Source organism: Tessaracoccus sp. MC1679 (assembly GCF_014164775.1).
Taxonomy (GTDB): Bacteria; Actinomycetota; Actinomycetes; order Propionibacteriales; family Propionibacteriaceae; genus Arachnia.
On the sequence record NZ_JACJGB010000008.1, the window covers coordinates 169,447 to 191,521 of the forward strand.

The 22,075-nt window shown below is 68.7% G+C and carries 21 protein-coding genes; 18 read left to right on the forward strand and 3 right to left on the reverse strand.

Annotated features, from left to right (window positions below):
- Position 1 precedes the first annotated feature (1 nt).
- The 3 genes from H5398_RS16900 to H5398_RS14280 all read left to right on the forward strand — a co-directional run bounded on the left by H5398_RS16900 (position 2) and on the right by H5398_RS14280 (position 2,740).
- Positions 2-865, forward strand: a complete 864-nt coding sequence (locus tag H5398_RS16900; protein ID WP_220489485.1) for a glycosyltransferase family 2 protein — start codon at positions 2-4, stop codon at positions 863-865.
- Positions 862-1,791, forward strand: a complete 930-nt coding sequence (locus tag H5398_RS14275) for a glycosyltransferase family 2 protein (RefSeq protein ID WP_220489486.1) — start codon at positions 862-864, stop codon at positions 1,789-1,791. The genes H5398_RS16900 and H5398_RS14275 overlap by 4 nt, the downstream gene beginning before the upstream one ends.
- Positions 1,792-1,855: 64 nt before the next feature.
- On the forward strand, positions 1,856-2,740 hold the full coding sequence (locus tag H5398_RS14280; RefSeq protein ID WP_182800475.1) for a glycosyltransferase family A protein: 885 nt from the start codon (positions 1,856-1,858) through the stop codon (positions 2,738-2,740).
- A gap of 33 nt (positions 2,741-2,773) precedes the next feature.
- On the opposite strand, the gene H5398_RS14285 is transcribed toward H5398_RS14280, so the two are convergent.
- On the reverse strand, positions 2,774-3,730 hold the full coding sequence (locus H5398_RS14285; RefSeq protein WP_182800476.1) for an SP_1767 family glycosyltransferase: 957 nt from the start codon (positions 3,728-3,730) through the stop codon (positions 2,774-2,776).
- Positions 3,731-3,887: 157 nt separating this feature from the next.
- On the opposite strand from H5398_RS14285, the gene H5398_RS14290 reads away from it, so the two are divergent.
- From H5398_RS14290 to H5398_RS14330, 9 genes are all read left to right on the forward strand, one after another.
- A complete protein-coding gene (locus tag H5398_RS14290) occupies positions 3,888-4,895 on the forward strand; it encodes a glycosyltransferase (RefSeq protein WP_182800477.1) in 1,008 nt (335 codons plus the stop codon).
- Positions 4,886-5,887 (forward strand): RNA-binding protein, encoded by a 1,002-nt coding sequence (locus tag H5398_RS14295; protein WP_182800478.1) that lies wholly within the window; start codon positions 4,886-4,888, stop codon positions 5,885-5,887. Before H5398_RS14290 ends, H5398_RS14295 begins: the two co-directional genes overlap by 10 nt.
- A complete protein-coding gene (locus tag H5398_RS14300) occupies positions 5,884-6,789 on the forward strand; it encodes a glycosyltransferase family 2 protein (protein ID WP_182800479.1) in 906 nt (301 codons plus the stop codon). Before H5398_RS14295 ends, H5398_RS14300 begins: the two co-directional genes overlap by 4 nt.
- A gap of 105 nt (positions 6,790-6,894) precedes the next feature.
- A complete protein-coding gene (locus H5398_RS14305; protein ID WP_182800480.1) occupies positions 6,895-9,138 on the forward strand; it encodes an N-acetylneuraminate synthase family protein in 2,244 nt (747 codons plus the stop codon).
- 1 nt (position 9,139) lies between these two features.
- Complete coding sequence (locus H5398_RS14310) at positions 9,140-10,183, forward strand: glycosyltransferase family 4 protein (RefSeq protein WP_182800481.1); 1,044 nt, start codon at positions 9,140-9,142, stop codon at positions 10,181-10,183.
- Complete coding sequence (locus tag H5398_RS14315) at positions 10,180-11,211, forward strand: glycosyltransferase family 4 protein (protein WP_182800482.1); 1,032 nt, start codon at positions 10,180-10,182, stop codon at positions 11,209-11,211. The genes H5398_RS14310 and H5398_RS14315 overlap by 4 nt, the downstream gene beginning before the upstream one ends.
- A complete protein-coding gene (locus tag H5398_RS14320; RefSeq protein ID WP_182800483.1) occupies positions 11,208-12,140 on the forward strand; it encodes a glycosyltransferase family 2 protein in 933 nt (310 codons plus the stop codon). Before H5398_RS14315 ends, H5398_RS14320 begins: the two co-directional genes overlap by 4 nt.
- Positions 12,140-13,279, forward strand: a complete 1,140-nt coding sequence (locus H5398_RS14325) for a glycosyltransferase (RefSeq protein WP_182800484.1) — start codon at positions 12,140-12,142, stop codon at positions 13,277-13,279. The genes H5398_RS14320 and H5398_RS14325 overlap by 1 nt, the downstream gene beginning before the upstream one ends.
- Positions 13,276-14,454, forward strand: coding sequence for an O-antigen ligase (locus H5398_RS14330; protein ID WP_182800485.1), 1,179 nt, complete (start codon positions 13,276-13,278; stop codon positions 14,452-14,454). Before H5398_RS14325 ends, H5398_RS14330 begins: the two co-directional genes overlap by 4 nt.
- On the opposite strand, the gene H5398_RS17905 is transcribed toward H5398_RS14330, so the two are convergent.
- Positions 14,448-15,983, reverse strand: a complete 1,536-nt coding sequence (locus H5398_RS17905) for a polysaccharide biosynthesis tyrosine autokinase (RefSeq protein WP_182800486.1) — start codon at positions 15,981-15,983, stop codon at positions 14,448-14,450. The two genes, H5398_RS14330 and H5398_RS17905, sit on opposite strands and share 7 nt — an antisense overlap.
- A 145-nt stretch (positions 15,984-16,128) precedes the next feature.
- Here H5398_RS17905 and H5398_RS14340 point away from each other — a divergent pair, with 145 nt between their 5' ends.
- The 6 genes from H5398_RS14340 to H5398_RS14365 are packed head-to-tail and all read left to right on the forward strand — an operon-like array spanning position 16,129 to position 21,176.
- Positions 16,129-17,547 carry a sugar transferase gene (locus H5398_RS14340; protein WP_182800487.1) on the forward strand — a complete coding sequence of 473 codons (1,419 nt, stop codon included), beginning with the start codon at positions 16,129-16,131 and terminating at the stop codon, positions 17,545-17,547.
- Positions 17,548-17,593: 46 nt separating this feature from the next.
- The gene (locus tag H5398_RS14345; RefSeq protein WP_370586137.1) at positions 17,594-19,003 is read left to right on the forward strand and encodes a sugar nucleotide-binding protein; all 1,410 of its coding nucleotides are present in this window, start codon (positions 17,594-17,596) and stop codon (positions 19,001-19,003) included.
- The gene (locus H5398_RS14350; RefSeq protein ID WP_182800488.1) at positions 19,000-19,899 is read left to right on the forward strand and encodes a 2-nitropropane dioxygenase; all 900 of its coding nucleotides are present in this window, start codon (positions 19,000-19,002) and stop codon (positions 19,897-19,899) included. Before H5398_RS14345 ends, H5398_RS14350 begins: the two co-directional genes overlap by 4 nt.
- A complete protein-coding gene (locus H5398_RS14355) occupies positions 19,896-20,156 on the forward strand; it encodes a PqqD family protein (RefSeq protein ID WP_182800489.1) in 261 nt (86 codons plus the stop codon). Before H5398_RS14350 ends, H5398_RS14355 begins: the two co-directional genes overlap by 4 nt.
- Positions 20,149-20,886: a hypothetical protein gene (locus H5398_RS14360; RefSeq protein WP_182800490.1), complete on the forward strand. Its 738-nt coding sequence runs from the start codon at positions 20,149-20,151 to the stop codon at positions 20,884-20,886. Before H5398_RS14355 ends, H5398_RS14360 begins: the two co-directional genes overlap by 8 nt.
- The gene (locus H5398_RS14365) at positions 20,883-21,176 is read left to right on the forward strand and encodes a PqqD family peptide modification chaperone (RefSeq protein ID WP_182783156.1); all 294 of its coding nucleotides are present in this window, start codon (positions 20,883-20,885) and stop codon (positions 21,174-21,176) included. The genes H5398_RS14360 and H5398_RS14365 overlap by 4 nt, the downstream gene beginning before the upstream one ends.
- On the opposite strand, the gene H5398_RS14370 is transcribed toward H5398_RS14365, so the two are convergent.
- Positions 21,166-22,068, reverse strand: a complete 903-nt coding sequence (locus tag H5398_RS14370) for an HAD family hydrolase (RefSeq protein WP_182800491.1) — start codon at positions 22,066-22,068, stop codon at positions 21,166-21,168. The genes H5398_RS14365 and H5398_RS14370 overlap by 11 nt on opposite strands.
- Between the last annotated feature and the right edge of the window lie 7 nt (positions 22,069-22,075).

The following is a 22,075-nucleotide window of genomic DNA, read 5'->3' on the forward strand; positions in this document are numbered from 1 at the left end:
CATGGACACCGACATCGTCGTTATCATCCCCTGCAGGAACGAGGCCACCCGGCTACCGCGGCAACTCGCGGCGCTGAACGAGCAATCCGACATGGACTTCCGGGTGGTGGTCAGCGACAACGGATCGACCGACGCCACCGCGCTCATCGCGCGGAACTGGAACGCGCGGTTCTCCGGCGGCATCGACGTGGTGGACTCCTCAGATCTGCCCGGCGTGGCGCACGCGCGCAACGCAGCCATCCGAGCGAGCGACGATCCCCTCATCCTGATCTGCGACGGCGACGACGCGGTGCACCCAGGCTGGGTGGCGGCCATGCGCGGTTCCCTTCGAGACAACCCGTGCGCCACCGGACCTCTGAATCTGGTGTTCCCCGACGAGCCCAACCGCGAAGCCATGTGGAATGCCGGCTCGGTGCCAACGTCCATGGGCTATCTCCCCTACATGCCAGGCTGCAACATGGGCTTTCGCAGGGAAGTCTGGGAAGCGGTCCAGGGCTTCGATGAGACGCTGGCTACCGGCCAGGAGGACGTGGACTTCGGCTGGCGGCTCACCCAAGCGGGTTTCTGCATCGCCCACCATCCGCATGCAGTCGTCGACTACACCCAGCGCAGCGGCCTTCGCAACTACCTGAGGCAGCAGTGGCGGTACGGCCGAGCGCACGCCCGCCTGTACGACAAGCACCGCCACGACGAAGGCATCAGACCCCCAGCCAGCAACAAGACATCCGCCAGATGGTTCGTCGAGTGGGCAAAGCAGCTTCCCGCCCGACTCCGGCGGCGCGAGGGCCGCGACGCGGCTGCCGGTGCGGTGTTTCAGGTGGCCCGCTGGAACGAAAGCGTCCGGCTCGGCGGGAGCCCCTTGTGACGACGCTCAGCGCACTAATCCCTCACTACGGCGATCCCGAGCCCACGTTGACGCTCATCGAACAGCTTCGGGGGCAGGAGGGGCTGAGCGGCCTCGAGATCATCGTCAGCGACGATCTCTCCCCGGTGCCCTTCCCCGAAGGCCCCGGCTACCAACTGGTGCGGCGCTCGGAGAACGGCGGCTTCAGCTCCAACGTGAACTCGGCGGCAGCCGTGGCCACGGGCGACTACATCGTGATCCTCAACAGCGACCTCTCGCTTGGCCCCGACACACTCGCCGATCTGCTGGCGGCCGCGAGGCCCCATCAGCCCGCCGTCTGCAGCCCCAAGGTCCTCGAGGCAGGCCAGCCGATCCACACCGCACGCAAGTGGCCCAGGGTGCGCCACCACGCCTGGGAGTGGCTGACGCCCCTGGCCCGGTTCCGCCAGACGCGGCTATGGCATCGCTTCGTCGGCCACGACGTCGCCGCCTTCGAAGCCCAGGACGGCACGCCGACCGACTGGGTCATGGGTGCGTGCATGCTGCTCCCGCGAGAGGCCTTCGAGCGGGCGGGCGGCATGGATGAGCGGTTTTACATGAACAGCGAGGAGGTCGACCTCCAGCGCCGCCTGACGACGCTCGGGGTGCCGTCGGTCTACCTCCCGCAGGTGGGGGTCGAACACGTCGGCGGCGGCTCCTCGCCCTCGGCGAAGCGCCGCGGTTGGGTCACCGACTCCCGCTTCCAGTACGCGCACAAGTGGGGTGGCGCCGACAGGCTGCGCCTGGCGCTCCGCGTCGCCACGCAACTCAACTACCTCTGGAATCTCACGCGACAACTTCGCCGGGTGCCCGACGTGGACGCACGCGCGGCGCGCAGAGACGAACTCGGCATCATTGAGCACGCGTGGAGTTCGCGTGCCGGCTACGCCTGGAAGCGAAGCAGATGAGGCCGCGACCGCGAAGCTACCTGCCACCCGATCTCGACGCCCCCTGGTCCCTGGAGAAGACGCCATGACCCTCGTGAGCATTATCGTGCCCTGCTTCAACTACGGCGCAACGCTGGACGAAACAATGCGAAGTGCGCTGGAGCAGGACCATTCGGAAATCGAGGTCATCCTCGTCGACGATGGTTCGACCGATGCCCTAACCCTCGACCGGGTGGCCTTCTGGCAGGAACAGGCAGCTCACGACCACCGGATCAAGGTGATTCAGCAAGAGAATCGAGGGCTGTCCGCTGCGAGGAATGCGGGGATCGCCTCATCGTTGGGTGACTACTTCCTTCCGCTCGACTCCGACGATCTCATCGACCCACGCTACTGCCGCCTCGCCGCCGAGGTACTAGACAACAACCAAGACATCGGTATCGTCTACTGCCGAGCGGAACTGTTCGGCGACCAGAGTGGCGAATGGCCACTTCCCGAGTTCTCCATGGACGCGATCTTGGTCGAGAACTGCATCTTTGCCACTTCGTTGTTCCGACGAGCCGACTGGGCTCGGGCGGGGGGCTACGACCAGGCAATGCACGCGGGCCTTGAGGATCACGACTTCAACCTCAAGGTCCTGAGCCTTGGCCGAAGAGTTCACCGGATCGACGAGGTCCTGTTCTTCTACCGACGACACTCAGGGTCCATGGCCCGGGCCCTTTCCGAGGGAGCCGCTCGCGACAAGCTGATCGCCTCCTACGCACAGCTGTTTCGGAACAACTCAAACCTCTATCTCGCCAATGCAGAAGCCTTCTGGAGGGGACACTTTGCGTGCATCGATGAGCGGAACTGGGCCGCTTGGCAACGGGACAAGCTCATGCAACGCTATCGGCACCTTGAGCGACTGCGAGAAACACGATTGGTCCGCAAGATCAAGGGCATTCTGCACGCGTGGCGCAGCAGGAACCCCTGAACGAGCGCATACCGCCGGCCAGCCGGATCCGCCTCACTTGATCCGCGCGATCACCTGACGCTGGTAACTGGAGTCCTCAATCGTCACGCGGGAGGCGCCACCGGCCTCGTTCACGTGCTTGCCTGCGATCGGGGTCTTCGACGACGCAGCCGCCAGAAACCACTCATACTCGACGTCGACATGGCCGATGTCTATGGCCTGGAACCCCATCAGGCACAGGTCTCGGGCCAGCACGGTTGCCGTCGGGCCCAAAGCAAGGAGCAGCAACCGGTCGCGCCCGAGCGCTGCGGCGGCCTCCAAGATCTCGTTCCTGCGACCCCAAGCGTCAGTGGCAGGGGCGAGTATCCGTTCCACGCTCCGGGCCTGGGCCAGGAGGTCGTTCCCGACTCCCATGCGTGTCTGGGCCCCCTCGACCACGACCACGTCTCGGTCCTCCCAGATCCGCTTGAGCAGTGCGAACCGGTGGCCAGCCAGCGTCTTGTCCTCCCAGTCGATGTAGGGCCGACTCAGAAATGCGTTGCCATAGGTCACGGCGGGGTCGAACAACCGAACCCAGCGACCCCTCTCTCGCAGCAGATGCTTCCGCCAGATCAACTGAGCCTCCGGCGTGAAGTCCTTCAGCGAACCGAAGATCCCCGGCACGCAGACCTCCAAGCGCGGGTCCTGGGTTCGCGCCACCTCAGCCAAGGCCGATGCCAAGGCCGGCGAACTCGCCTGGAACCCAATGCCCAGGGCCCGTGTCGCGAGCCGCAGCTCCCCGTCGCCGAACCTGGCGACCGAACGCCCATCCACGATGATCCTTTGAAGCGTCTCCTCGACGGTAAGAACTTGAAGCCCTGACCGCAGCACCGGCACGCCGCTGTCCAGGTTGCGCAAGCGCCAGTGGGTTCCCGCTGCGATTGGGGCCGCTGTTGCTTGATCCTCGAGATTGCTCTGTGCACATCTGGCCGCATGAGTCACCACCGTTCGCCGCTCGCCGTTGCCTGCCACCGAGTATGCCCCACCGGGTAAGTGGGAGCCTCTCGCCGCGGCATCACGTAGGCTTGGCTAGTCGGGAGGGGGCGAGTTTGACGACCAGATGTTCTGAGGCTGCCTTGGGGAGGACCCGGAGCGGCTCAAACGACACGAGCCTGCCAGGGGTGTGGGGATGACCACTCGCCCTCGTCTGTTGTTGGTCGCGCCGGTCTTCCACGGCTATTGGCGCAGCATCGCGGACGGCTTCCGGCAGAATGGATTCGACATCGATGTCCACTGCTACGACCACAAGCCCAACCTTCGGGCAAAGCTGACGCACAAGCTTTCAGTTGAGCTGCCGCAGAAACTCGGCGTCAACCGCGGAACAGAGAACAGCGGGATCACGTCGGACACAGCCAGCGCGATCCGCGCGCACAAGCCGAACATCACACTCGTGATCCGTGGCGACCAGTTCGGCGATGAGGTCTTCGCGGCGCTGGACGAGGTTGCGTCCAAGCGCTACGTCTGGCTCTGGGACGAGGTGCGCCGAACGGCCCACACCGACTCACTCCTCGACCAGTACGACCACGTCATCTCCTACTCGCCCAATGACACTGCGGCCTTCCAAGCTTCGGGGCGCGCCTGCCTCCACCTTCCGAACGCGTTCGACCCGGCGATGACACCGACGCCGCGGCACACGAACGAGGTCGTCTTCATCGGCGCCCGCTACCCCCTGCGCGAACAGTTGCTGACGGACCTCGCCCGGGCAGGCATCCCGATCCGGGCGTTCGGACGCGACTGGTCCAGCAACCCGATCGACCTCGCCCGCACTTGGCAGGTGCGACGTCCCGCCGTCCCAGCCGCCCGAGACATCGCGAGGCTCGCCGGCTACGAACTCACCGCTGGCGCCCCGGCAGCCATCAACATCCACGGCGATCAGGACGGCTTCACGATGAAGACCTTCGAGGTTCCCGGTGTCGGTGGGGTCCAACTCATCGATCGGGCCGACGTCGCGGCCTACTACGAACCGGGCACCGAGGTCGCCGTCTTCAATGGCGACGAAGAACTCGCCGACCTCTGCCGTCGGGCTATCAGCGACGACCGGTGGGGGGACGCGATCCGCGACGCGGGGCGGAGGCGCACCCTGGCGGAGCACACCTGGGCGCACCGTGCCGCGAAGGTGGCCGAGCTATGGGCTTGAGGTTCAAGGACCTGGAGTCCTGGCAGGAATGGCACGCCTCGCGGCGGCGGCTGCATGTCCTCAAGGACCGGCTGACGCGACGTGCGGCGGCGCCGCTCGAGATGCGCTTCTGGACCCGTGGCGACACCCAACGGCTTCTTGTGGCGTGCGACTCCAACTCACCCACCAACCAGCACGCCCTGCTGGAGCCCCTCAGCGCGGCACCGGATCTCCCGGCGGTCATCGCGCAGCCCGCCACCGTGGAGTTGAGGCTTGGTACCGCATGGACCGAGGTGGACGCCGGAGACGCGCTCGGCAGCATCCGGGCGGTCGCCTCCATCGGCGACCACCTCGGGGTCGGCTACTGGGCGCACAAGATGGCTCGCGAAAACAGTTGGCACCAACTTGTCGTGCAGCACGGCCTTCTGACCCCGTACTCCCCACCCCCACCTGTGGGCAGCGCCGTCCTGGCCTGGTCCGATGCGGACGCTGCTTTCCTGGCTGCCGGGCGAGCCGACTTGAGGACGGTCACGGTCGGGTCGCCACTCCTCCACGCTGCCTCGCAGCACCAGGCGCCCCACGTGAGCCGCTTCGAGAAGCCGGTGTTCCTGGGGCAACTACACGGAGCGGAACTCTCCCGCGCGGCGATGACGCGCTCCGTGACGAAGTTCTGGCGGCTGACCGGGGCAACATACCGCCCCCACCCACGCGAGGAGGACAAGCTGTCGCGGGCACAGCACGCCGTGTGGCGGGCCATGGGCATGAAGATCGAGGCCGGAGGATCGCTCGCGGAGGTCTTGAGGCCCACTGTCGCCGCCTTCTCCACCGGTGTCCTTGAGGCTGCTGCGAGAGGGATCCCGGCCTGGGTCTTCCATGACCGACCGCCAACCTGGCTGTCGGAGATGTGGGCTCGATACGGGCTGGCGCCTTGGGGCGGCAGCCCCACCCGATTCGTGCCACCAGATACTGACCCAGTTCAAGCCATCGTCGAACAGTTACGGAGCCACTCATGACGGGCCTCCCGCCGGTCGAAGTAAGTGTGATCATCTGCGTGCGGAACGGGGCAACGACGCTCCGCAGACAACTCGACGCGTTGAGCGCGCAGGTGGGTGCGCCAGCCTTTGAAGTGATCATCTCCAACAACGGCTCGACCGACGGAACCCAGGGCATAGCGGAAGAGTGGGCCAGCAACGCCCTCGGCGCCGTCGCCGCGGCGCAGATCATCGACTCCGGGCAGCAACCCGGCATCCCCTTTGCCCGCAATGCCGGCGCGAGGGCCGCGCGGGGGCGGCTCCTCGCCTACTGCGACGCCGACGATGCGGTGAAGCCCGGGTGGGTGGCAGCGCACGCTGCCATGATCCAATCGGGCCTGGGTGGTGGCCGAGTTGAGGCCTACCGGCCTGACGGCACGGCCGAGATTGGTGCTTTCAGCGACTCCCTGATGGCGACCACCTATCTTCCTCACGTGCCGGGATGCAACTTCTCGATCACCCGCGACGCATTCTTCGACGTCGGTGGCTTCGACGAGTCGCTGCCTCCGTACGGCTGCGACGACCTCGAGTTCTCTTGGCGGGTGCAGGAGCGTGGTTACCCCATCTCGTATGTCGCTGACGCCGTGGTTCGCTTCAGCATCACCCCGCGCACCAGAGTGGTGAAGAAGGAGTTCCTCATGGCAAAGGCCCGGATCGCGGTAGCCGCCCGCCATCCCGAGTCTGAGAGGGCCACGCCAACCCTGCGGCTGTTCCTCGGCGACTTCCTCAAGAAGACCGCCATGCTGCCCTGGCGGATGATCCGCCCTGGCTCCACGCCACGCACCCGATGGGTCCGCTGGACGGTCGATTCCGCCGGGCGTCTGGCCGGCTTCTGGACCTACTTCGTGCGTCGGGAGGCAAACCCACCGCAGCTGCTGGGCTGAAGTGCCAGTTCGCAGATGGCCCATCTTGGGCCCGCTGTGCCAACATAGGGGTGATCCACCCCCTATGAGGTGGACGAAGAGACACCTCGGGGGGGGGGGCGCCGGATGATCATTGACCGACACGTGGGCCAGTACGCGGTCCGCGACGACGAGCCGCTGTTGAGCGCGCTGCGCAAGATCGACGCCAACAAGTCGCGCATCGCGTTCGTCGTCGACGCCCACGGCCACCTGCTCGGTTCGCTCACCGACGGCGACGTGCGCCGCTGGCTGATCTCCACCTCGGACGCCCAACTCGACACCCCGTCCCGCCAGGCCGCCAACACCGGCTGCGTCCGGGCAAGGATCGACGACCCCCACCAGCAGATCGCCGCCCTCATCGCGGGCGCCATCAGCCACATCCCGATGCTCGACCAGCAGGGTCGCCTCGTCGCCGTCGCCAGCAACGACCGGCGCGCGTTCCACATCGGCAGGCATCGGGTCTCCGCCGACGACCCGGCCCTCGTGATCGCCGAGATCGGCAACAACCACCAGGGCGACGTCGGCTTCGCCAAGGAACTGGTCGACCTCGCCGTCGACGCCGGCGCCGACGTCGTGAAGTTCCAGCTCCGCGACATGGACGCGCTCTACCGGCAGAGCGGGGCCGCCACCGGCGGCGAGGATCTCGGCGCGCAGTACACGCTCAACCTGCTCGCCAAGTACTCGCTCGGCGCCGCGCAGCTGGTCGAGGTCTTCGACCACTGCCGGGCCCGCGACATCGACGTCCTCTGCACACCGTGGGACTCGCCGAGCGTGAAGGTGCTCGCCGACTACGGCATCCCGGGCCTCAAGGTTGCGTCCGCCGACATGACCAACCACACCCTGCTCGCCGACATGTTCGCCACCGGTCTCCCGCTCATCGTCTCCACCGGCATGAGCACGGAGGCGGAGATCATCGAGGCCGCCGAGCTCCTCCGCGGCTCGGGGTCGCCGTTCGCCATGCTGCACTGCCAGTCCACCTACCCGGCGCCGTTCAAGGACATCAATCTGCGGTACCTCGCACGTCTGGCGGAGATCAGCGGCGGTCCTGTGGGCTACTCCGGTCACGAGCGCGGGTACCACGTGCCGCTGGCCGCCGTCGCGATGGGCGCGCGCATCATCGAGAAGCACTTCACCATCGACCAGACCCTCGAAGGCAGCGACCACAAGGTGTCGCTGCTGCCCGGCGAGTTCCGTCAGATGGTTTCGCGGATACGCGAACTTGAGGAGTCGCTCGGCACTGGCGACGCGCGTGTGGTCTCCACCGGCGAATCCATGAACCGGGTGAACCTCGCGAAGTCGTTGGTGGCCACCCGGCGCATCGGGGTGGGCGAGCGCATCGGTCGCGACGACGTCACGGTCAAGTCGCCGGGCCGCGGACTGCAGCCGAACCGCCTGGAGGCCCTGGTGGGCCGCACGGCACGACGTGCGGTGGAGGAGGGGGACTTCTTCTACCCCGGGGATCTGACGGACGCGGTGTCGCAGGGCAGGCACTACTCCTTCCGCCGCCCATGGGGCCTCCCCGTGCGCTACCACGACTACGCGAAGCTGATGGAGGGGACGAACCCCGACTTCCTGGAGTTCCACTTCTCCTACAAGGACGTGGAGATGGACATCGACCAGATCTTCACCCGGCGCCTGCCCATGGCGTTCACCTGCCACACGCCCGACCTGTACGCGGGCGACTTCATCATCAACCTCGCCAGCCCGGACGAGGCGGTGTGGGAGCGGTCGATCCGCGAGACGCAAAAGGTGATCGACATCACCCGGGGACTCACGCGCTACTTCACCTGTGACGAGGCGCCCGTGGTCATCGCCACGATGGGCGGCTTCACCGCCGACGGCTTCGTCGACGCGTCAGAGCGGCCCGCTATGTACGCGCGTATCGCCCAGGCAATCGATCGGCTCGACACCGCCGACGTGCGCCTGACCGCCCAGACGCTGCCGCCGTTCCCCTGGCTGATGGGCGGCCAGCAGTACCACAACCTGTTCATGGGCCTGGCGGACACCGTCGACTTCTGCGAGCAGTACGGGCAGCGCCTGACACTGGACATCTCGCACTCGAAGCTGGCCGCCAACTTCCACAGGATGCCCTTCTCCACCTACGTGGAGGCGCTGGCCCCGCTCACCGAACACCTCCACATCGTCGACGCCGAGGGTGTGGACGGGGAGGGCCCGCAGATCGGCGAGGGGGAGGTGGACTGGCCCGTGCTGGCGGAGCAGTTGGACCGGCTGGCGCCGGGTGTCGGCTTCATTCCGGAGATCTGGATGGGCCACACCAACAACGGCGAGGGATTCTGGACAGCCCTCGACCGGTTGGAGCAGTGGTTCTGACGTGAGCGCGGTGGCGGTGTGGGTGGTGCCGGTGAGCAACCTCGCCGGCGTTGCCCGCCACGTCCTCGACGTGGCCCGCGTCGGTCTGCCGGGGTATGAACTCCAGGTGGCGGCACCCTCCGGGCCGCTTGTCCAGGAGTTGAGGGGGCTCGGCGTCGTCACGCACGAGCTACCGCTCGACGGGCCGCCCCGTCGAGCAGTTCAAGCCCTTCGGGCCCTCGTGCGGCAGGTCCGGCCACGCGTCGTGCACTCGCATCTGGCCCGGGCCGACTTCCTGGTTGTCGCCGCTGCCGCGGGTCTGCCCGTCCACCTGGTGTCCACCGAGCATGGCATCGCCTCAGACTCACGCCTGTACCACGGCGGCCGAGCCAAGGCTGCCGTCCGACGAGTCCTGCACCGTCTCCGCGTCCGCCGCTTCTCGGCGCTCATCGCGGTGAGCCGCTCGACTCAGCAGGAAATGGTGCGCGCCTGGCGCCCACCGAGGCCCGTTCAGGTGATCCACAACGGCGTCGACCCGTCCGGGCCGCCACCGCGGCTACCGGGGCACCGCTTCCTCACCCTCTCCAGGCTGGCCCCGGAGAAGGGGCTTGCGGCAACGCTGGAGGCCTTCGCCGCCATCGCCGCCAGGGAGACCGGCGCCACCCTCACCATCGCCGGGGACGGGCCAGACCGGGATGCGCTGACGGCTCACGCAGCCCGCCTCGGCCTCGGCGACAGGGTCTCCTTCCCTGGTCACCTTCACCCCGAGGCCGCACTGGCCTCCCACGACGTCCTGCTGCAACTCTCGGTGTGGGAGAACGCGTCGTACTCGATCCTCGACGCCGTCACCCACGGGTTGGGCGTCGTGGCCACCCCGGTGGGCGGCAACCCGGAGATCCTGCCGGCCCACTGCATGGTGGACTCCGCCGACATCCCCCGCGTGGCCGACGTCATGCAAGAGCAGGCCACCCTCCCCGCGCGGCGGCCCTCTCTGCCGGAGCGATGGCCCACCGTCGCGTCCATGGCCCAACAGATCGCCGACAGCTACGATCGGCTCCCTCGATGACCACCGTGACGTTCGCCGCCAACCAGGGCGGGATGGGCGGCGGCGAGGTGATGCTGCTGGCCATGGCCCAGGCAGCACGCGCATCCGGGCAAGACGTGCGGGTGGTCTGCCCGCCGGGATCCCTGCTCGATGCGGCGGTTGCCCGGGGCCTCGCCACGGTGGAGATCCACGCACGCACCGCCGCCGGATACCTGCGCGGGCTCCGACGCTGGGCCTTGGCCAGCGCGCCGGAGCTCCTCTGGTGCAACGGCCTCCGGCCGAGCGTGGCCACCGCTGGGATCCCCCGACGGGTGGTGCATCTCCACTCACTTCCGTCGCCTCGGCTGCGGACGCTCCTCCCCTTGGCGACGAAGGGGGCCGACGATGTGCTGGTTCCGTCGGAGTGGATGCGTCAGCAGCTGGGCGCCGCCACCAGCACGCTGTACAACTGGACCAGGGACTTCGCCTTCGCCCCGCATCTGCCGCCTCGGGATGGCGCGCCGACTCGCCTGGGCTTCCTCGGCCGCCTCACCTCCGCCAAGGGCGCCATCGTGCTGGCGGAGGCTCTCGGGCTCCTGCAGGACCGCTCCCCTGGTCGCCTCCACCTGGTTGTGGGCGGCGCGGCCCTGTACGCCGGCACGTCCGATGCGACCCGCGTCGAGGCCGCCCTCGGCGCGCTCTCCCCGGCCCCGGTCCGACTGGGCTGGGTGGACCCGGAGGACTTCTTCCGGCAGGTGGACCTGGCCGTCTTCCCGTCCGTGGCGCCCGAGTCCTTCGGGCTGGTTGCCGTCGAGGCGATGGCGGCCGGCTGCCCGTTCGTCACCACCGACGCGGGGGCGCTCCCCCGGGTGACGGGCCACGATCCCTCGTTCGTCGCCCCGGCAGGCGACGCCGAGGCGTTGGCCGGCGCCATCGGGCGCGCCGTCGCCGGCTACACACCCGCGCACCTCGAGCAGTCTCGCCGACGGTGGGAGGAGCTCTACTCTCCAGATGTGGGGGTGGCCCGCTTCACCCACTACCTGGCCCGGTGGGAGGAACGATCGGCATGACGCTCGCCTCAGTGATCATCCCCAGCCGCGGCGGCGCCCAGCGCCTGCCCACCCTGCTCTCGGCCCTTGCCGCGCAGGACGACCCCTCCTGGGAGGCCATCGTCGTCATCGACGGCGACATCGACAACTCGGCCTCGGTGGTGGCCCGCTACGAGCGGCAACTCCCGGTGAGGTCCATCGTCTTCCCGGAGAACCGCGGGCGCGTGGCCGCCCTCAACGCCGGCCTCGAATCCGCAGCCGGCGACGTGCTGATCCGGTGCGACGACGACATGGAGCCACGGCCTGACTACGTGGCCCAACATCGACGCGCCCATCAGGGAGAGCCGTGCGGCGTCGTCGGCCTTCCACTCAACGTCTGTCTCCCCACCCCCTACTGGCGGGCCTACGGCGAGCACGTTGACGCCGAGTTTCGGAGACAGGCCTATGCCAGCCCCCCGGAGCGCACCTGGCGCTACTGGGGCGGCAACGTCTCGGTGAGCCGCTCCGTCCACGAGGAGGTGGGTCCCTACAGCACCGACTTCCGCGGCTACGGCTACGAGGACGTGGACTACGGATACCGGCTGCACCGGGCCGGCGTTCCAGTCCGGCTGGTCCGCGAACTCGAGACCCGCCATCACATGGCTTCGGTGACCACGCAGATCAGAGCGAGGAGGGGGATGGATTCGGGCGCCGCCCGACGGATCTTCTCGGGTCGCCACGGCACGGACGTGCTGGGGGACCCGTGGGACCTCGAGGCCGGCGCCTGGAATCAGGCGGTCAAGGCGCTCGCCCGGGGACTCACGCCACGACGCACAGCCACCCTGGCCCGGGGCGTCGACCGTGCCGCAGCAGTGCTCCCCCGCCCGGTCTCGCGCAAGCTCATCGCGCTGGTGGTGGAGTCTGCTGCACTGGCGGGCTACGGGGCTCCAGACAAGAGAAGGACCCACTGATGCGTCCCCGCGTCGCCATCGCCCACGACTACCTCACCCAGCGCGGAGGCGCGGAGCGCGTGGTCCTCGCCATGCTGAGGGCCTTCCCGGAGGCCGAGATCCACACCACCGTCTACGACCCGGACGGTACCTTCCCCGAGTTCTGTCAGGCCCGCATCCTGACCACTGCGCTCAACAGGCTCGGGGTGCTGCGCAAGGACCACCGGATCGGCCTGCCTCTGTACCAGCCCTCGATCTCGCGCGCTCCGGTGATCGACGCCGACGTGCTGCTGGTCTCCACCACCGCCTTCGCCCACGGTTTCCGCACCACCGGAAGGAAGCTGGTCTACTGCCACTCGCCGGCACGATTCCTGTACCTCGTGGAGGACTACCTGGGTGCGCCGGCGGGCAGATCCCCGGTGGGGTGGGCCCTCTCCGCGCTGCGTCCCGCGCTGGTGCGGTGGGACCAGCGAGCCGCCAGGTCCGCCGACCGCTACCTCGCGAACTCCACCGTGGTCCGTGAGCGGATCAGGGACGTGTACGGCCTAGACGCCACCGTCGTACCGGCTCCCCCGGCCGTCCACGACGCGGTGCTGCCGGAGCCCATCGGGGCGCTGGCTGACTGGCCCTCGTTCCACCTGGTGGTCTCCCGGCTGCTCCCCTACAAGAATGTGGGCACGGTCATCGACGCGTTCCGCGGCCTGCCTGACGAGCGCCTCGTCGTCGTCGGGCGTGGACCCCTCCGCGAGCAGCTGCGCCGCACCCTGCCCGCTAACGTCCGGATGCTCGAGGGCCTGTCCGACGGCGAACTGGCCTGGGCGTACAGCACGGCAGAGGCGCTGATCGCCCCCAGCTTCGAGGACTACGGGCTCACCCCACTGGAGGCGGGCATGCTCGGCACCCCCACCCTTGCCCTGCGCGCGGGCGGCTACCTGGACACAGTCAGGGAGGGTGTCAACGGCTCGTTCTTCGACGTTGCCGCCGCGGATGACATCGCCCGGGCGGTCCTCACCAACCGCGGCCGCACCTGGGACCGCTCCGCGATCCGGGCGCACGTGACGGCGTTCGACGAGGCGCACTTCGCCGCGGCCCTGAGGCGGCATGTGGCCGAGCTTGTGCCACACTCGTCGGACGGAACGGACCACGGGAGGCCACGGTGAGCACTTCAGACACCACCGTGACAACCCTTCCCGAGACGGACGCGCCTCCCGAGAGTCGTTGGCTGCAGGAATGGGGTGACATCGTCATCCCCGTCTTTCTCCTGGGCATGCTCATCCCCGTGCGGGGAGTCGAGTTCCTCATCCCGTCCCTGACCCTGCCGGTCAACACCCTGGCCTGTCTCGGGCTGGTGGGCATCGGAGTGTGGGCCGGCGCGCGGTGGAGGGCCGGCAGCCTTCTCGTCTCGCTGGCCGGGACGGGGCTGGTGCTCTGGCTGGTGGGCTGGACGCTCTGGGTGCACGGGCTGGGCGAGCTCCGGCGCTCCGTCAACATCATCATCCTCTTCGCGGTGGCCGCCGTGCTCGGCGCTGGACGGCTGCACGTCCGCTCGGTCAGCCGGGGGGTGGTGATTGGCATGTTGATCGCACTGGCGTTCAGCGCCGCGCTCATTCCCAGCAGCAGCTACGAGGGCAGACTCACCGGCGTACTGGGCGACCCGAACGCAGCTGGCTACGTGCTCACCACGCTCGGCTTCGCGGTCATCCAGTCCATTCGCACCCGCCGGGCCCGGCTCGCGTTCTGGGCGGTGGTGGGCATCGGGGTGCTCCTCACCGTCTCCCGGACCACCCTGTTCGCCTACGCGGTCGCCACGCTCTGGGTGTTGTGTGCCCCGCGGATGAATCGACTGACCAGCATCGCGACGCTCGGAGTATCCGCCGCCCTCTACGCATGGGTGGACGCACTGGCTGAGGCCCGCGGCTGGTTCTCCGACCGCGAGGGCTCGGACGACCTCCGCGAAGCCCTCGCACTGGCCGAGCAGCAGATGGTGCGGGATGCGGGTTGGCTCGGCCAGGGGCTTGGCACGGCGGAGGTGCCGATCAGGGGCACCACACTGTTCTTCCACAACAGCTACCGGGCAATGCAGACCGAGGGCGGCCTCATCGCCATGGGCCTTCTCATCGCCCTGATCGTCGGCGTCTTCCTTATGTTCCACCAGCTACCGTCGAATGACCGGCCGGTGTGGGCCGAGGCCGCGCTGATCTGCGGCATCATCGTCTCGTTCAACATAGGATTCTCCCTGACCAGCCCACCCATCGCCGTGGCCCTCGGACTGTACCTGGCGTATCACGGCGCGGCACGCACGAGGATTGAGGCGGAGGCCGACGGCGGTCAGTGACCCGCGCTGCGCTTGGCCGACCGAGGCACGGCCACCGGGACCTGGGGCGCCGTCTCGAGCGGCTCCGGGGCGGGGGTGGCTCGCCGTACGGTGATGGGCGCCGCGTCCTCCTCGGAGAGCTGGGTGTCGCCGGTGCCGTAGTAGGCCTGGTAGGCGCCGCCATGCCCGGCGCCGTACACAACCTCCCCCATGCTCTTGCGGTGCGCCCGGTGCAGCACCGTGCCCAGGACCGAGCCGCCCACCTGCTTGAGCAGCTTCGTGGCCATCCGCAACTGCTCCTTGTGCGTCTTCCCGACGCGGGCCACCAGGACCGCACCGTCGGTGGATGCCGTCAGGAGGCCCGCGTCGGTGACGGCCAGGATGGGCGGCGCATCGGTGATGACGAAGTAGTGCTTGGAGAGGCTGGCCAGGAGCGTCTTCATGCGCCGCGACCCCACCATCTCCGACGGGTTGGCCGGCACCTTCCCGGAAGTGAGGACCATGAGATTGGGCTCGCTGGTGCGCTGCAACGCGTCCTCCACCGACACGTCGCCCACGAGCACCTGCGACAGCCCGATGGCGTTGTCCGCGCCGAAGATCGTGTGCTGCACCGGTTTGCGGAGGTCGGCATCGATGAGCACCACAGGCTGCCCTGACCGCGCGATCAGCACCGCGAGAGTCGACGAGATGGTGGACTTGCCCTCACCCGGGTTGGCCGAGGTAACCACGATCGACCTGGGCGGCGAGTCGATGTTGACGTAGCGCAGGTTGGTGCGGAGCTGGCGCAGCGCCTCGCCGGCCGGACCGAGCTTGGACAGGCTGATGCTCGCTCCGGTGCGCGCCTCGGACAGTTCCTTGGTGTCCGGGATCACGCCGAGGACTCCGTGCCCGGTTTCAGCCTCGACGTCGGCCATGGTGCGCACCCGCACGTCCAGCTTCGAGCGGGCGAAGGCAACGGCGAGCCCCAGCCCGAGCCCGGCGCCGGTCCCGATGAGGAGGAGTCGAAGCCAGTTCGGCGAGACCGGCTCGGAGGATGCGGAGGCGGGGCTGTACGTCGCGATCCGAACCGCGACATCGTCCGGATTCGCCGGAGTCCCCTCCTCAGTGGGGGTGCGCGTCTCCAGGGCAAGCGCCTCGGCGGCGAGCGCCTCAAGTCCGGCGTCGGCCAGAAGCCGCGCCTCCTCTCCCGAACCGCCGGTGGCGCTGACCGTGAGCAGGGGCGTGCCGGTCACGGCGCTGGCGCTGATCGACCCGTTGGCTGCCGCCGGGTTCTCCTGGATGGCGGGCGCCTCCGCGGCGCGGTCCCGCACGGCCGCCGTCCCGGCCAAGGCCACGTAGACCGCCGCACGCTGTTGGGCAAGCGCACTTCCGCTCATGGCGCCACCGACGCTCGTGTTGTCCCCGGCGACGACGATGCCGGTTGCGCTCGACTGGTACACCACCGGCTGCAGGTAGGCGTAGCCCGCCGCGGTCGCGAGACCCAGCAGGGTCGTGATCGCGATCAGGCGCGCGTCGTGGCGCAGAAAGCGGACGAAGTCGATGAGCGTCACGTGCGGAACCCCCGGACATAATCGCGGGTGCCGCCCCGCGGTCCTCACGAGTATAGGCACCGCCCGCACGGCACGCACCGTCGAGGATTCGGCGTGCGCCACACCCACTGGCTAGAGTGCTCGGAGGGGGGTGTTGGGGAGCACTATGCGCAATCTGTATCGCTGGGCAATCGTCGCCCTGGATACTGCCCTGATTTCTGCTGCTGCGGTCGCCGCGGTGGCGCTGCGCAGGTGGGTCCCATTCCTCCGGAGCATCAACGACGCGGAGCAACTCGTCATCCCCGTTGCCCCACTCATCGTGGTGGGATGGCTGCTCGCACTGGCCTTCGGCGGGGCATACCGCCCACGCCACTGGGGCTTCGGGGTGGCCGAGTACCGCCAGGTGTTCAACTCATCGCTGCTGTTCCTGCTCGCTCTGGGCTTCTTCGCCTTCATCTTCAATTACCCGCTGTCCAGGGGGTTCGTCGCCATCCTGGTGGCCATCGGCATCCCCGCCCTGCTGCTGGGGCGCCTCACCGCGAGGCGGATCCTGCAACAGCTGCGGGTGTCCGGTCGCTTCTGCCTGCCCACCCTGGTGGTCGGGGACAGTGGCGCCGTCGACGACGTCGTGGCCGTGCTGCGGAGGGAGACGTGGCTCGGCTACACCCCGGTGGGCGTGGTGGCTCCGCCCGACGACGAGTCGATCGACGTCGACGCGAGGTCAGACAGCGACATCGACGAGGTGGGCACCCTCGACGACCTCCTGAGCGTGATCGACCGCACAGGCGCCCGGGCCGTGATCTTCACCACGGGCTCCGTCCGACGCGGGCGCGAGTTCAACGAGATGGCCCGCAAGTTGGAAGGCCACCGCGCCGAGATGGTGGTGGTCCCCGCCATGACCGACATCTCCAGCCAGCGCATCCACGTGACGCCCGTGGCCGGACTCCCGCTCATGCACGTGGGGAAGCCGCAGGCGGAGCGGTCCCTCAGGTTCACCAAGCGAGCCTTCGACCTGGTCGCCTCAGTACTGCTGTTGGTCCTGCTGTCCCCCCTCATGCTGGTGACAGCCCTCGTCATCAAGCTGGGCGACGGCGGGTCCGTGCTCTTCAGGCAGCAACGCGTGGGCATGGGAGGAGAGCCGTTCCAACTGCTGAAATTCCGTTCCATGGTGCAGAACGCCGAGCAGATCCGGGCCGACGGCCTCGAGGAGGCCAACGAGGCGGAGGGTGCCCTGTTCAAGATCAGAAACGACCCCCGCATCACCCCCTTTGGGCGCTTCATCCGCCGCTTCTCCATCGACGAACTCCCCCAACTGTTCAACGTGCTGCGAGGGGAGATGAGTCTCGTCGGGCCGCGCCCGGCCATGGAGCAGGAGGTGGCGCTCTACCTGACTCATGTGCGGCGTCGATTGGACGTGCGGCCAGGCATCACGGGCCTGTGGCAGGTGTCGGGCAGATCCGACCTCGGGTGGGACGACACCGTCCGTCTCGACCTCTACTACGTGGACAACTGGTCCATGCTTCAGGACATCGTCATCCTCCTGCGCACCTTCCGCGCGGTCGTGAGCTCGCGCGGCGCCTACTGACGAGGATGGAGCGAGCGCCAAGGCATCCACCGGCTAGGCTGGCCGCGTGACCAACGCTGTGCGCCCAGGGGAGGGGGTCGCAGGGCTCAGCCTCTCCTCAACCTCGATCCCCGGCCTCCTGATCCTCACCCTGCCCCTCCACGGCGACGCCCGCGGATGGTTCAAGGAGAACTGGCAGCGCGCCAAGATGATGACCCTCGGGCTGCCCGATTTCGCGCCAGTGCAGCAGAACATGAGCTTCAACGCCGAGGCCGGCGTCACCCGCGGCATCCACGCCGAGCCGTGGGACAAGCTGGTCTCAGTCGCCACCGGGCGCGTGTTCGGGGCCTGGGTGGACCTCCGCGAGGGCGACACCTTCGGCACCGTGGTCACCCACGAGATCGGCCCAGACACGGCCGTCTTCACCCCCAGCGGCGTGGGCAACGCCTACCAGGCCCTCGAAGCCGGCACCTGCTACTCGTACCTGGTCAACGAGCACTGGTCAGCCGAGACCAAGTCCCAGTACACATTCGCCAACCTCAACCACCCCGCCATCGCCTGGCCCCTGCCCCTCGAATCGGCCATCGTCTCCGAGGCCGACCGCACCCACCCGGCCCTCGCCGACGTCATCCCGATGCCCCGGCCCCGCCCCGTCGTCACCGGGGCCGGCGGCCAACTCGGCCAGGCACTGCGCCGGCTCCTTCCGGACGCCCAATTCCTCGATCGAGACGAACTCGACATCACCGATGCCGACGCCGTCGCCGCCTTCCCGTGGGGACGGGCCTCCACGATCATCAACGCCGCCGCCTGGACCGCCGTCGACGCCGCCGAAGCCGACGGACGGGCTGCCTGCTGGGCGGTCAACGTGACCGGCACTGCCAACCTGGTCGCAGCCGCCAACCGCCACCGGCTCCCCCTCGTGCACGTCTCCTCCGACTACGTCTTCGACGGCACCCGCGACACCCACGCCGAGGACGAGCCCTTCTCCCCCCTCAGCGCCTACGGCGCCTCCAAGGCCGCCGCCGACGCGCTCGTCGCCACCCTGCCCCGGCACTACATCCTGCGCACCAGCTGGGTGATCGGAGACGGCCCCAACTTCGTGCGCACCATGGCCCGCCTCGCCGACTCCGGGATCAGCCCCGCCGTCGTCGACGACCAGTTCGGCAGGCTCACCTTCGCCGACGACCTCGCCCGGGCAACGCTCCACCTCATCGAGACGGGCGCCCCCGCCGGCAGCTACAACGTCACCTCCGACGGCGACCCGATGTCGTGGTTCGACGTGGCCACCGCCGTCTTCGACGCCCGCGGCGCCCAGGGCCGCGTGACCCGCACAGACACCGCGACCTTCTCAGCCGGCAAGGTCACCGCCCCCCGCCCGCGACACAGCACCCTCGACCTGGCCAAAATCAAGGCCACCGGCTTCCAGCCCAGTGACGGCACCGAAGCCCTCCGCCGTTACCTCGACACCCTGCGATGACGAAAGAGCCCTCCCTCCACGTCCGGCTCCGGCTCACCCACGGCGTGCTGCAGCGCATCGCGGACAAGGCCGGGGCGGACGTCCTGCACGTCAAGGGGCCGGCCGTCGCGCGGGAACTGCTCGACACCCGCGACATCCACGACGCCGAGGGCAGCTTCGAACGCACCGAGACCATCCACCGCAACAGCAGCGACGCGGACCTCCTCATCCGCCCCGAGCACGTCCACCGCTTCCTCGACGAGGCCTCCAGGCACGGCTGGATCCGCAAGACCAGCTTCTCCACCAGCTCAGCCTTCGGCCACGCGATGAACATCTTCCATCCCACCCTCGGCAACGCCGACGTTCATCGCCGCTTTCCAGGGCTCGCGCCGGAGGCGTTCGACGAGCTGTGGCGGGCCCGCACCAGCACCGACCTGGGCCACGTGCCGTGCCCCACGCCGTCGGTCACGGCGCAGCGGCTGCTCCTCCTCCTGCACTCCGCGCGCAGCGGGCCCCACCACCCCGATACGGGTCGTGCCTGGGACCGCGCCAGCGTCGACGAGCGCGCGGGAGTGCTCGCCCTGGCGCGACATCTCGGCGCCGAGATCGGGGTGGCGGCCGCCGTCGGGGACCTGGAGGCCTTCAGGGACCATCCCGAGTACCTGTTGTGGAAGCACTTCCGCGACGGCAACCCGAGCCGCCTCGACGAATGGCGGGCCCGCTGGCGGGCCGCCACCACCGTCGGCAAGAAGGCCGCCGTCGTCCAGGGGCTTCTGTTCTTCGACCCGTCCCTGCTCGAGGCGGAACTGGGGCACGCGCCCAGCCACCGCGAGGTCGCTCAGCGTACGCTGCTGCGATGGAGACGACTGATCGGCGAGCTGGCCGCCCGTCGCACCTCGACGGGGGGCAGAGCATGACGCACCGCCACCATCCCGAGGTGGTCTGGGAGGACGACGAGGATCGCGTGGTGGCCACGGCCCCCACCGTCGGGGAGGTGGTGATCCTCGACGGCACCGCCGCCCTCATCTGGCATTGCCTCGACGGCGCCACCACAGGTGAGATTGTCAGCACGGTGAGCGAGGCAACAGACACAGAGGCGACGGAGATCCACGCCCACGTTGCCGCATATCTGGCCGATCTCACGGCGAGAAAGCTCGCGGTCTCCGATGAGTGAGGCACCCCACACGCTCACCCTCGCGGGCCTCGGCACAGGGATCGCAGTGGACCTCGGCGACTCCGGCCTCGACCTCGACGCCGTCCGGCACCTCTGGGCCCGCTGCCTCTCCCGCGACACCACCGCCCAGGCCGACGTCACCGTGAGGAAGAACTCCTCACAGGAGTCAGCCACCCAGCAGATCACCCAGGCGTTCATCGCCGCCCGCGCCGGGCAGCTCCTCATGTTCCACGCCGGGGCGGTGGCACACCCGGAGACGGGGCGCGCCCTGGTGTTCGTCGCCCCCGGCGGCACGGGCAAGTCCACGCTCACCCGCCGCCTCGGGAGGAGCTACGGCTACCTCTCCGACGAGACGGTGGGCATCGACCCGGTCACGCTGCGGATCCACCCCTACCCCAAGCCCATCACGCTGGCCCCGGACCACGGGCACCCGAAGCGGGAGAACTCCCCCGACGACCTCGGGCTGCTCCAGGCCCCCCCGTCTCCGACGCTGACTGACCTGGTGGTGCTGCGCCGCACCCCCGGCCGCGACAACGCCGCCTTCACCCCCCTGCCCATCCTCGACGCCCTGGCCATGATCGCCCCGGAGACCTCCTCGCTCTCGAAGCTGCCCCGCCCGCTGCACCTCATGGCCGACGTGCATCGTCGCGCCGGCTGCACCCTCGTCGAATACGGCGAGGTGGAGCAGATCCTCCCGTGGTGCACCGACCACCTGGAGGGACAACAGTGATCAGGTGCGCAGACCTCACGGACTTCCTGCCTGTCGACGGCGAGTCCCTGGTCCTCCTCGACGACAAGGTCCTCCGCCTGGGCCCCGTCGCCACCCTCATCCTTGAGCTGTTGGGCAACGGGCCGGTCACCCTCGACCAGCTCACCGACGAACTGGCGGCGGCCTTCGGTACCCCGCCCGACGGCTCCCTCACGGAGGCGGTCGCGGCCCAGTTGGCCGCTCTGAACGACAACGGGCTCCTCATCATCGATGAGGAGCCCGCGGGACAGGACCCAAGCGTCAAACGGTGACCCAGGTGGGCCTCTCCGGAAGCAGCGCCTCGAAGTCGGCCACCAGCGCGTCCATGTAGGCGCCGCGGTAGGTGCCGCCCAGGAACTTCGGCAGCGCCTCCTCGCGGAACCGGCGCCAGGACTCGGCCTCGCCGCCGGGCATGATCGGGTAGAACAGCACGCCCTCGGAGAAGGCGCTGTCGCGGTCGCCGGGAGCGTCGCCGATGAGCATGATGTGGTCGTCGTCGTACTTGCCCTTGGCAGCCCAGTGCACGTGCTGGGCCTTCGAGCCCATCTCCTGCCCGGCGACCACCTTCATGTACTTCGCCAGGTCATACTCGTGCCATTCGCGCTCGAGCGCCTCCATCGGCGTGGCGGAGACCGTCATGCAGTCCACGTCCGCCTGCATCGCCTCGATGGCCTCGCGGGCCCCCGGGAAGGGTGCGCAGCCGTGCACCATCCAGGCGATGAGCTCGTTGACGCCCTTGCCCCAGGCGATGCAGCGCTCGATCTCCTCTGACGGATGGGCCTCGGCGAACTCGGCGATCCCGCGGTCGGAGCGGGGGTAGCCAGAGTCCAGGAACCTCTGCAGCTCGACGCCCTCGGGCACCTTCACGCCGCGTTCCAGCACCTCGGGCCGCTCCCGGAGCAGCTCGAACAGCCGGGCCAGCGCCACCCAGCGGTTCTGGCCGCGGGTGGTGGAGTGCAGGTTGACGAACAGGGCGGTCTCGCGGACCAGGGTGGAGGCGGCCTGCAGGTCGAAGTACTTGATGTAGGAGGGCGTGAAGCACTCCTGGTGCTTGATGTCCATGGCGTCCATGGCGCAGCCGTCGGAGTCGATCCCGACGAAGAACTGCTTCGTGGGCAGGAAGTCGAGGAGCACCTGGGCGCGCTCGGGCATCTTGTCAGTCATCGTCGGT

What these genes read in the sequence shown, in the direction of transcription:
- H5398_RS16900 (WP_220489485.1), top strand. Translation starts at nt 2, where the DNA reads ATGGACACCGACATCGTCGTTATCATCCCCTGCAGGAACGAGGCCACC.
- H5398_RS14280 (WP_182800475.1), top strand. Translation starts at nt 1,856, where the DNA reads ATGACCCTCGTGAGCATTATCGTGCCCTGCTTCAACTACGGCGCAACG.
- H5398_RS14290 (WP_182800477.1), top strand. Translation starts at nt 3,888, where the DNA reads ATGACCACTCGCCCTCGTCTGTTGTTGGTCGCGCCGGTCTTCCACGGC.
- H5398_RS14295 (WP_182800478.1), top strand. Translation starts at nt 4,886, where the DNA reads ATGGGCTTGAGGTTCAAGGACCTGGAGTCCTGGCAGGAATGGCACGCC.
- H5398_RS14300 (WP_182800479.1), top strand. Translation starts at nt 5,884, where the DNA reads ATGACGGGCCTCCCGCCGGTCGAAGTAAGTGTGATCATCTGCGTGCGG.
- H5398_RS14305 (WP_182800480.1), top strand. Translation starts at nt 6,895, where the DNA reads ATGATCATTGACCGACACGTGGGCCAGTACGCGGTCCGCGACGACGAG.
- H5398_RS14315 (WP_182800482.1), top strand. Translation starts at nt 10,180, where the DNA reads ATGACCACCGTGACGTTCGCCGCCAACCAGGGCGGGATGGGCGGCGGC.
- H5398_RS14320 (WP_182800483.1), top strand. Translation starts at nt 11,208, where the DNA reads ATGACGCTCGCCTCAGTGATCATCCCCAGCCGCGGCGGCGCCCAGCGC.
- H5398_RS14325 (WP_182800484.1), top strand. Translation starts at nt 12,140, where the DNA reads ATGCGTCCCCGCGTCGCCATCGCCCACGACTACCTCACCCAGCGCGGA.
- H5398_RS14340 (WP_182800487.1), top strand. Translation starts at nt 16,129, where the DNA reads ATGCGCAATCTGTATCGCTGGGCAATCGTCGCCCTGGATACTGCCCTG.
- H5398_RS14350 (WP_182800488.1), top strand. Translation starts at nt 19,000, where the DNA reads ATGACGAAAGAGCCCTCCCTCCACGTCCGGCTCCGGCTCACCCACGGC.
- H5398_RS14355 (WP_182800489.1), top strand. Translation starts at nt 19,896, where the DNA reads ATGACGCACCGCCACCATCCCGAGGTGGTCTGGGAGGACGACGAGGAT.
- H5398_RS14360 (WP_182800490.1), top strand. Translation starts at nt 20,149, where the DNA reads ATGAGTGAGGCACCCCACACGCTCACCCTCGCGGGCCTCGGCACAGGG.
- H5398_RS14370 (WP_182800491.1), bottom strand. Translation starts at nt 22,068, where the DNA reads ATGACTGACAAGATGCCCGAGCGCGCCCAGGTGCTCCTCGACTTCCTG.